The 8,953-nt window shown below is 60.3% G+C and carries 8 protein-coding genes and 2 tRNA genes; 7 read left to right on the plus strand and 3 right to left on the minus strand.

Going from position 1 to position 8,953, the window contains the following annotated elements; genetic code table 11:
- Window positions 1–200 precede the first annotated feature (200 nt).
- The 3 genes from ACX0MV_RS16280 to ACX0MV_RS16290 all read left to right on the plus strand — a co-directional run bounded on the left by ACX0MV_RS16280 (window position 201) and on the right by ACX0MV_RS16290 (window position 3,895).
- Window positions 201–2,951, plus strand: a complete 2,751-nt coding sequence (locus ACX0MV_RS16280) for a response regulator (RefSeq protein WP_458983548.1) — start codon at window positions 201–203, stop codon at window positions 2,949–2,951.
- Window positions 2,952–3,057: 106 nt separating this feature from the next.
- Window positions 3,058–3,486, plus strand: coding sequence for a hypothetical protein (locus ACX0MV_RS16285; RefSeq protein WP_458983549.1), 429 nt, complete (start codon window positions 3,058–3,060; stop codon window positions 3,484–3,486).
- Window positions 3,487–3,490: 4 nt separating this feature from the next.
- On the plus strand, window positions 3,491–3,895 hold the full coding sequence (locus tag ACX0MV_RS16290; RefSeq protein WP_458983550.1) for an META domain-containing protein: 405 nt from the start codon (window positions 3,491–3,493) through the stop codon (window positions 3,893–3,895).
- A gap of 54 nt (window positions 3,896–3,949) precedes the next feature.
- Here ACX0MV_RS16290 and dinB read toward each other — a convergent pair whose 3' ends face one another.
- Window positions 3,950–5,017 carry a DNA polymerase IV gene (gene dinB / locus ACX0MV_RS16295; protein ID WP_458983551.1) on the minus strand — a complete coding sequence of 356 codons (1,068 nt, stop codon included), beginning with the start codon at window positions 5,015–5,017 and terminating at the stop codon, window positions 3,950–3,952.
- Between the two features lie 14 nt (window positions 5,018–5,031).
- A complete protein-coding gene (locus ACX0MV_RS16300) occupies window positions 5,032–5,241 on the minus strand; it encodes a zinc ribbon domain-containing protein (RefSeq protein WP_458983552.1) in 210 nt (69 codons plus the stop codon).
- Window positions 5,242–5,484: 243 nt separating this feature from the next.
- Between ACX0MV_RS16300 and ACX0MV_RS16305 the strand changes: the two genes are divergently transcribed.
- The 3 genes from ACX0MV_RS16305 to rimO all read left to right on the plus strand — a co-directional run bounded on the left by ACX0MV_RS16305 (window position 5,485) and on the right by rimO (window position 7,288).
- Window positions 5,485–5,561, plus strand: a tRNA-Met gene (locus tag ACX0MV_RS16305).
- 118 nt (window positions 5,562–5,679) lie between these two features.
- Window positions 5,680–5,756: transfer RNA gene (locus ACX0MV_RS16310), tRNA-Met, on the plus strand.
- Between the two features lie 209 nt (window positions 5,757–5,965).
- A complete protein-coding gene (gene rimO, locus ACX0MV_RS16315) occupies window positions 5,966–7,288 on the plus strand; it encodes a 30S ribosomal protein S12 methylthiotransferase RimO (RefSeq protein WP_458983553.1) in 1,323 nt (440 codons plus the stop codon).
- 40 nt (window positions 7,289–7,328) lie between these two features.
- On the opposite strand, the gene ACX0MV_RS16320 is transcribed toward rimO, so the two are convergent.
- The gene (locus ACX0MV_RS16320; protein WP_458983554.1) at window positions 7,329–8,294 is read right to left on the minus strand and encodes an integron integrase; all 966 of its coding nucleotides are present in this window, start codon (window positions 8,292–8,294) and stop codon (window positions 7,329–7,331) included.
- A 153-nt stretch (window positions 8,295–8,447) separates the two neighbouring features.
- Between ACX0MV_RS16320 and ACX0MV_RS16325 the strand changes: the two genes are divergently transcribed.
- Window positions 8,448–8,876: a hypothetical protein gene (locus ACX0MV_RS16325; RefSeq protein WP_458983555.1), complete on the plus strand. Its 429-nt coding sequence runs from the start codon at window positions 8,448–8,450 to the stop codon at window positions 8,874–8,876.
- Window positions 8,877–8,953 lie beyond the last annotated feature (77 nt).

The raw sequence follows: 8,953 nt of genomic DNA on the forward strand, positions 1-8,953 counted from the left end.
CATGATAACGGCAAACCCGTAGCCGCCATAATCGCCGTTGTCAGCACTCGTTTCACCGCTTGCGGCCGGCCGCGGCGCGTATGGGACCAGCAGCGCAGGTGGAACGCGCGTGACTGGGCTGCTGCAACCAAACTGCAGGCGCTAGGACTCTCCGCCGCCGAATCGCTACACTGCCCAGACGTCAACGTTGGAGCGAAACCGTGTTCAAGGATCTAGGCATCAAAGGCCGCGTGCTCATGCTCACCCTGCTGCCCACCAGCCTGCTGGCGCTGGTGCTGGGCGGCTACTTCACCTGGGTGCAGCTGTCGGGCATGCAAGCGCAGCTGCTCCAGCGCGGCCAGATGATCGCCGAGCAACTGGCGCCCCTCGCAGCGCCTGCTTTACAGCAGGGCGACGCCACGCTGTTGCAGCGTATCGCCACCCAGGCCCTCGATCAGCCGGACGTACGCGCCATCAGCTTCCTCGCCGCCGAGCGTACGCGCCTGGCCCATGCGGGCCCGAGCATGCTCAACCCGGTGCCGAGCGGCGACGACAATTTCGGCGCGCAGCACACCAGTCAGGATGCCACCCGCTTCCTCCTGCCGGTGCTGGAACAGCACCTGAGCCTGACCGGCCAACCCGTCGACGAGCCGGGCACACGCCTGCTCGGCTGGGTCGAGCTGGAGCTGTCGCACCACAGCACCCTGCTCAGCGGCTACCGCAGCCTGCTCGCCAGCCTGATGCTGATCGCGGCCGGGCTGACGGTCACCGCGCTGCTTGCCGCGCGCATGAGTCGCAGCATCAACGAGCCCCTGCGGCAGATCAAACACAGCGTCGCCCAACTCAAGGACGGCAACCTGCAAACCCGCCTGCCACCGCTCGGCAGCCATGAGCTGGACGAGCTCGCCTCCGGCATCAACCGTATGGCCGAGGCGCTGCAAAATGCCCAGGAAGAACTGCAGCACAACATCGAGCAGGCCACCGAAGACGTGCGACAGAACCTGGAAACCATCGAGATCCAGAACATCGAGCTGGACTTCGCACGCAAGGAAGCCCTGGAAGCCAGCCGGATAAAGTCCGAGTTCCTGGCCAACATGAGCCATGAAATCCGCACCCCGCTCAACGGCATTCTCGGCTTCACCAACCTGCTGCAGAAAAGCGAACTGACGCCGCGCCAGCAGGATTACCTGAGCACCATCGAAAAGTCCGCCGACAGCCTGCTCGGGATCATCAACGAGGTGCTCGACTTCTCCAAGATCGAAGCCGGCAAGCTGGTGCTGGAAAGTATCCCGTTCAACCTGCGCGACCTGCTGCAGGACACCCTGACCATCCTCGCCCCGGCGGCGCACGCCAAGGACCTGGAGCTGCTCAGCCTGGTCTACCGCGACACGCCGTTGTCGCTGATCGGCGACCCGCTGAGGCTCAAGCAGGTGTTGACCAACCTGGTCAGCAACGCAATCAAGTTCACCGGCAAGGGCAGCATCGTCATCCGCGCCATGCTCGAAGATGAAAGTGCCGATCACGCGCAGCTGCGCATCAGCGTGCAGGACACCGGTATCGGCCTCTCCGACGAAGACCTGCGCGCGCTGTTTCAGGCCTTCAGCCAGGCCGATAACTCACTGTCGCGCCAGGCTGGCGGCACTGGTCTGGGCCTGGTGATTTCCAAGCGCTTGATCGAGCAGATGGGCGGTGAGATTGGTGTCGACAGCATTCCCGGCGAAGGCTCGGAATTCTGGGTCACCCTCAGCCTGCCCAAGGCCCGCGACGATGCCGAAGACCTGCCGCGCCCGCCCCTGCTCGGGCGCCGCGCGGCCATCCTGGAAAACCACGAGCTGTCGCGTCAGGCCCTGCAACATCAGTTGGAAGACTGCGGCTTGCTGGTCGAGGTGTTCGCCGACATCGACAGCCTGGTCGAAGCCGTGGCCAGCGCCCGCCACGTCGCAAAACCGATCGAGCTCGCGGTCCTTGGAGTGACCGCCCGGTTGCTCGCGCCCGAGCAGGTCGGCCAGCGCATATGGGACCTGGAGCGGGCCAATTGCAAAACCATCGTGCTCTGCCCGACCACCGAGCAGTCGCTGTACCACGAAACGCTTCCGGACGCTCACAGCCAGCTGCACGCCAAACCCGCCTGCACCCGCAAGCTGCAACGCGCCCTCGGCGAGCTGATCAGCCCGCGCCAGGCGCGCGTGCAGGAAAGCACACCGGCACCGAGCCGTCCGCCGTATGTCCTCTGCGTCGATGACAACCCGGCCAACCTGCTGCTGGTGCAAACCTTGCTGGAAGACATGGGCGCCCGCGTAAACGTTGCCGAGAATGGCTACGTCGCGCTGGAAAAAGCCAAGCAGAACCGTTACGACCTGATCTTCATGGACGTTCAGATGCCCGGCCTGGATGGCCGGCAGACCACCGAAGCGATTCGCCAGTGGGAAACCGAACACGGCCGTACCAGCGTGCCGATAGTCGCGCTGACCGCCCACGCGCTGGCCAACGAAAAACGCGCCCTGCTGCAAAGCGGCCTCGACGACTACCTGACCAAACCCATCAGCGAGCGGCAGCTGGCCCAGGTGATTCTCAAGTGGACCGGTCTTGCCCTGCGCAACCAGGGCCCCGAGCGCAGCGCCGAGGGTGCGGCGAGCAGCACCCTGAGCGTCCTCGACGCAGAAGAGGGGCTGCGCCTGGCGGCCGGCAAGGCCGACCTGGCCGCGGACATGCTGAGCATGCTGCTGGAGGGACTGCCCGCCGACCGCCTGGCCATTCACCAGGCGCGCGAAGCCGGCGAGCGCAACGCGCTGATCGAGCGCGTCCATCGCCTGCATGGCGCCACCCGCTATTGCGGCGTACCGCAGCTGCGTGCGGCCTGCCAGCGCAGCGAAACCCTGTTGAAACAGGACGATCCGGCTGCCCAGACCGCTCTCGATGAGCTGGACGCAGCAATCGAGCGATTGGCCCAGCATGCCCAGGTCAGCGTCTAGGCCACGTGCTCACCCGACTCGCTTCGCTGCAATGGGCGGCAGCCCAGGGTGGCGCGGCCTTCGGCGTGCAGCGGCGTGGTAGCATTTGCGCCCATTTGGAGGACACATGGCCGAACACGATTTTCGCTACACCCTGCTCAATCCAGCGCACACCCTGATCGAATGCCGCGCGCTGGCGCCTGGCCGCTATCAGGTCACGGGCAACGGCGGTTCGATGCGCGACGGCGACAGCCTGTTGGTCACGCTGAAAGGCAGCCGCGACCTGAGCATGCGCCTGCAGGTGGACAAGGTGCGTCACCTGATCAACCCGGCGGGCCAATGGGTTGCGGTCGCACGCGGACCGGCCTTTGCGGAACTGGCGATCTTCAACTGGCAGGTCAAATGCGATACCTGCGCCACCCTGCTCGATTTCGAGTTCGCGGTGGACGCCGCCCTCGGCAAGAAGGCCCAGGCTCCAGCGGCTGAAGCCCGCCTCGGCGAATTGGGCTGGAGCAGCCAGAATGGCCACCACCATTGCCCGAAATGCAGGACATGAGCCTATGAAGATCGTATTTGCACTTGGCTTGATCGCCTTGGGCGTGCTGGGCTGTGCCACTGCACCACCGCAGCTGGAAACCGAGAAAAGCTATCAGGTGGAATGGCTCGGCGAGCGGCCCCTGATTGACCGTAGCCATCTGACCATCACCCTCGGTGCCGACGGTCGCGCCTATGGCAGCGCTGGCTGCAACCACTGGTTTGCCAATTACCGCCTGGCCAGCGACAGCCTGACTTTCGAGCAGCCGGGCAGCACGCGCAAATTATGCGCGCCGGCCGTGATGGAACAGGAAGCGCGCTTCCTCGACAGCCTGGGCAGCATCGAACGCTGGGATTTTTCCCCACAGCAGCAATTGCGCCTATGGCCGCGCCAGGGCAAACCGCTGCGGCTGTGGCCGGAAGAAGGTTAGGAAAACCAGTTTCCATCTTCTGACTGCGTGATGCGCTGAAGCGAGCCAAGACGCTCAGGCAGATGGCGTGAATAGATCCAGCTGTTCGTGGCGGTTGCGCAGGTCGTGCAGCCGTACGCCCACCCCGAGCAGGCGCACCGGTTTGTTGCCACGGGCGAACGCGGCGCTGAGCAGCAGCCGATAGCTGTCCAGATCACGCCGTGCACCCGACTGTTCAAGGGTGGTTTGGCTGAAATCATGAAACTTGATTTTGACGAAGGGCTTGTCCGCCCGGTAGCTGTTGTCCAGGCGCGCCATCCGCGTCGTCAACTGCTCAAGTAACTCCGGCAGCTGCTCAAGGCACGCGGCGAGGTCCGGCAGATCCTGATTGAACGTGTTTTCTACGCTGACGCTTTGTCGGCGGCTATCGGTCTGTACCGCGCGCTCGTCGATACCACGAGCCAGCCCCCAGAGCCGTTCGCCGAAGCTGCCGAATTCCTTCACCAGGGCCAGTTTGCCCCACTGCCGCAAATCGGCGCAGCTGCGAATCCCCAGGCGGCCGAGCTTGTCGGCGGTAACCTTGCCGACGCCGTGCAACTTGCTGACGGGCAGCTCGGCGACAAACGCCTCGACCTGATCGGGCGTGATCACGAACAGGCCGTTGGGTTTCTTCCAGTCGCTGGCGATTTTGGCCAGAAACTTATTCGGCGCCACGCCGGCCGACACCGTGATGTGCAGCTCCTGCGACACCCGGCGGCGGATGTCCTGGGCGATTCGCGTGGCGCTGCCGGCGAAGTGCTGACTGTCTGATACATCCAGATAGGCCTCATCCAGCGACAACGGCTCGATCTGGTCGGTGTAATCACGGAAGATCGCCTGGATCTCGCGAGAAACGGCTTTGTAAGCGTCCATTCTCGGTTTCACGATCACCAGGTCCGGGCAGAGCTTCAGCGCATGCCCGGAGGCCATCGCGGAGCGCACCCCATAAGCGCGCGCCTCGTAATTGCAGGTGGCGATCACGCCGCGCCGGTCTGCTGCGCCTCCTACCGCCAGTGGCTTGTTGGCCAGGCTTGGGTCGTCGCGCATCTCGATTGCCGCGTAGAAGCAATCGCAGTCGACGTGGATGATTTTTCTGGCCGTCATGTTTTTTCGCAGTGTCAGCGCTGTTCGAGCGTCCCGGCTGGCGCTACGGGTTCGGCCGGAGTCTGCTCTTCTTTCATATAAGAGTGGATCACCAGAATAACGATCAACATAAAGGCGGCGATGGGCAGCAACTTAGTTTTCTTCGGCATATCGGTGCCACAGGCCGGGCAGCGTTGCGCATCGGGGGCTACCTGCGCGCCGCAGGCGTTACATTGCAACTCCATTCGTTTCACTCCTCTTCGACAGTCGCGGACTCTAGCCCAAGCTGGGTGTGGCGGGCTATGGCAACGCCCTCCACTGTCTATAAAGCTGCGGCATTAGCAGCGGTGAAAAAAACCATCAGACCCCTATCACTCCTGGCCTAGACACACTCCTGCATAAGACCGGGCGATGCTAAGCATCTGAACGAAAAGCAATTTATTACCGCTGCGGGTTGACATCGATGCTTTTGCCTATACAATGGCCGCCGCGGGATGGAGCAGTCTGGTAGCTCGTCGGGCTCATAACCCGAAGGTCGTAGGTTCAAATCCTGCTCCCGCAACCAGTTTCATAGAAAGGCCACTCAATCGAGTGGCCTTTCTCGTTTCGGGCTTTCAATTTAAGTAATTGATTAAAAAGCAGAAATCGATTGACAGCGATTCATTCCTGTATAGAATGGCCGGCGCGGGATGGAGCAGTCTGGTAGCTCGTCGGGCTCATAACCCGAAGGTCGTAGGTTCAAATCCTGCTCCCGCAACCAGATACTCAGAAAGGCCACTCAAACGAGTGGCCTTTTTGTTTTGGTCTTTTTAAATATCTCCTCTCGCCGACCGAATCGCCTGATCAGGCTTTGGAGCACGCGTGCGCCAGTAATCTCCGTGCTGGTCAAGCATCCGAAGCACCGTTAGAATTGCGCACTTTTTGATCAGCGGCGCACTCAGCGTCTATCTCCAAAACCGAGGTTGCCCCATGTCCACCCCCGCCACGCCGAAAGTTGGCTTTGTCAGCCTTGGTTGCCCAAAAGCACTGGTCGACTCCGAACGCATCCTGACCCAGTTGCGCATGGAAGGTTACGAAGTGGTGTCCACCTATCAAGACGCCGACGTGGTGGTGGTCAATACCTGCGGTTTTATCGACAGCGCCAAGGCCGAGTCTCTGGAAGTGATTGGCGAAGCCATCGCCGAGAACGGCAAGGTCATCGTTACTGGCTGCATGGGTGTGGAAGAAGGTGCAATTCGCGACGTGCACCCCAGCGTGCTCTCGGTAACCGGCCCGCAACAATATGAGCAGGTGCTCAACGCCGTTCACGAGGTCGTACCGCCAAGGCAGGACCATAACCCGCTGATTGACCTGGTGCCGCCGCAGGGCATCAAGCTGACTCCGCGCCACTACGCCTATCTGAAGATTTCCGAAGGCTGCAACCACAGCTGCAGCTTCTGCATCATCCCCTCGATGCGCGGCAAGCTGGTCAGCCGCCCGGTCGGCGAAGTCCTCAGTGAAGCCGAGCGCCTAGTCAAAGCAGGCGTCAAAGAGCTGCTGGTGATCTCACAGGACACCAGCGCCTATGGCGTGGACGTGAAATACAAGACTGATTTCTGGAACGGTCAGCCGGTGAAAACCCGCATGACTGAAATGTGCGAGGCCCTTGCCAGCATGGGCGTATGGGTGCGCCTGCATTATGTCTACCCCTACCCGCACGTCGACGAGCTGATCCCGCTAATGGCCGCCGGCAAGATCCTGCCGTACCTGGACATCCCCTTCCAGCATGCCAGCCCGAAAGTGCTCAAGCTGATGAAGCGCCCGGCCTTCGAAGACAAGACCTTGGCGCGGATCAAGAACTGGCGCGAGATCTGCCCAGAACTGACCATCCGTTCGACCTTTATCGTCGGCTTCCCCGGCGAGACCGAGGAAGATTTTCAGTATCTGCTCGACTGGCTGACCGAAGCCCAGCTCGACCGCGTTGGCTGCTTCCAGTACTCGCCCGTTGAAGGCGCACCGGCCAACCTGCTCGACAACGCCGTGCCGGACGACATCAAGCAGGATCGCTGGGACCGCTTCATGGCCCATCAACAAGCCATCAGCGCAGCGCGCCTGCAGTTGAAAGTCGGCAAGGAAATGGACGTGCTGATCGACGAAGTCGACGACCAGGGCGCCGTGGCCCGCTGCTACGCCGACGCCCCGGAAATCGACGGCAGCGTGTTCATCGACAGCACCGCCGTCAGCCCCGGCGACAAAGTCCGGGTGCGCATCGTTGATGCCGATGAATACGATATGTGGGCCGAACTGGTCTGATTGCCTGCGCGCCCAGAAGCCCCGCCTTTGTGGGGCTTTTTTATGGCCGATCGAGTGGGCTCAGAACACCCAGCCCTCCTCGATTCAGTACATGGGTGTAGATCATGGTGGTCTTCACATCCGCATGACCGAGCAGTTCCTGGACAGTGCGAATATCCTGACCGCTCTCTAACAGGTGGGTAGCAAAGGAATGCCGCAAGGTATGCGGCGTCGCCAGCTTCTCGATCCCTGCGGCCCTGACGGCCAACTTGAAATGGCGCTGGATGCGCTTCTCGTCGAAGTGATGCCGGCGTGTCCTGCCGCTACGCGGATCCAGCGATAAAGAGCTCGCTGGAAACACGTATTGCCATGCCCACTCCCACGGCGCCTTGGGGTACTTCCGCGCCAGCGCGTCAGGCAGGTAGACATCACCTCGGCCGGCGCCAAGCTCGGCATTATGGGCAGCCCTGACCACCTGAAAATGCTGCTTCAAGGGCGCAACCAATCGCTGCGGCAAAACGGTCACGCGGTCTTTCATGCCCTTGCCATCGCGAATGAGGATTTCCTTGCGAGCAAAATCCACATCTTTCACACGCAAGCGTATTACCTCCATAAGCCGCATACCTGCACCATAGAGCAGGCTCGTCATCAGCCATATCTCGCCTTGCAGCTGAGCCAATATCCGCTGCACTTCATCCGGAGATAAAACAACTGGCAAGCGCGATGGCTTCTTGGCTCGAACGACCTCCCCCAACCACGGCAACTCCAGTTTGAGAACCTGCTTGTACAGAAACAACAGCGCCGAGAGCGCCTGGTTTTGCGTGCTGGCTGACACGTTACCCCGCACGGCCAGGTCAGTTAAAAACGCCTCGACCTCAGCGGCGCCCATGTCGGCGGGATGACGATACTGATGAAAGCGAATAAAGCGCCTGACCCACTCGCAATAGACGCGCTCCGTGCGAATCGAGTAGTGTTTCAGGCGAATCTGCTCACGCACTTGATCGAGCAACCGAGGCTTTCCATCCATGGTGTATAACTCCCTTATACGGTCATTGAACCGCTGAAAGCTTCAGCCTAGACAGGGATAGCGAGAGGAACAAGGAATGTTATCCACCAAGCCCGTCCGGGCAGTTATGCACCATTTGGTGTCTATTTATAGTTAGCCACTACTGAGAAAATCATGCTTAGACAATTTGTTATTACCGCCGTTTTCGCATTTTCAATATGCGCACATGCAGATTCATTGATGACCGAGCAAGATGCAAAAAGCCTAGCGGAACAAGTTATGGCGAAAGCATCCAAAGGGGATCTAGATGCTGCATTTTCCGTAATGAAGCCTTACGCTGCAATTTCAGAAACAGAATTTCAAAGCATGGCATTACAATCAAAATCACAACGGGATCAATTTGGTGTGCGCTATGGAAATTCTATCGGGTATGAATTCATACGCGAAACAAAAGCAGGAAGCTCTCTCCTTAAGTTAATTTACATTGAAAAAACTGTTAAGCACGCCCTGCCATGGATGTTCATATTTTATAAAACACCAGGCGGCTGGGTATTAAATTCATTTGCCTGGAATGATCAAATTCAAAGCGCTTTTTCCGAGTAACGCCGCTAACAAGGCGCTGAAATCGCTCATTACATTCGCTGGGACTGCGTTCCGCAGCCCCTTAGCTTAATCGTTAT

Source organism: Pseudomonas cistanchae, assembly GCF_054483635.1.

Coding starts and splice junctions, on each gene's coding strand:
- ACX0MV_RS16285 (WP_458983549.1), top strand. CDS start 3,058: ATGGCCGAACACGATTTTCGCTACACCCTGCTCAATCCAGCGCACACC.
- ACX0MV_RS16290 (WP_458983550.1), top strand. CDS start 3,491: ATGAAGATCGTATTTGCACTTGGCTTGATCGCCTTGGGCGTGCTGGGC.
- dinB (WP_458983551.1), bottom strand. CDS start 5,017: ATGACGGCCAGAAAAATCATCCACGTCGACTGCGATTGCTTCTACGCG.
- ACX0MV_RS16300 (WP_458983552.1), bottom strand. CDS start 5,241: ATGGAGTTGCAATGTAACGCCTGCGGCGCGCAGGTAGCCCCCGATGCG.
- rimO (WP_458983553.1), top strand. CDS start 5,966: ATGTCCACCCCCGCCACGCCGAAAGTTGGCTTTGTCAGCCTTGGTTGC.
- ACX0MV_RS16320 (WP_458983554.1), bottom strand. CDS start 8,294: ATGGATGGAAAGCCTCGGTTGCTCGATCAAGTGCGTGAGCAGATTCGC.
- ACX0MV_RS16325 (WP_458983555.1), top strand. CDS start 8,448: ATGCTTAGACAATTTGTTATTACCGCCGTTTTCGCATTTTCAATATGC.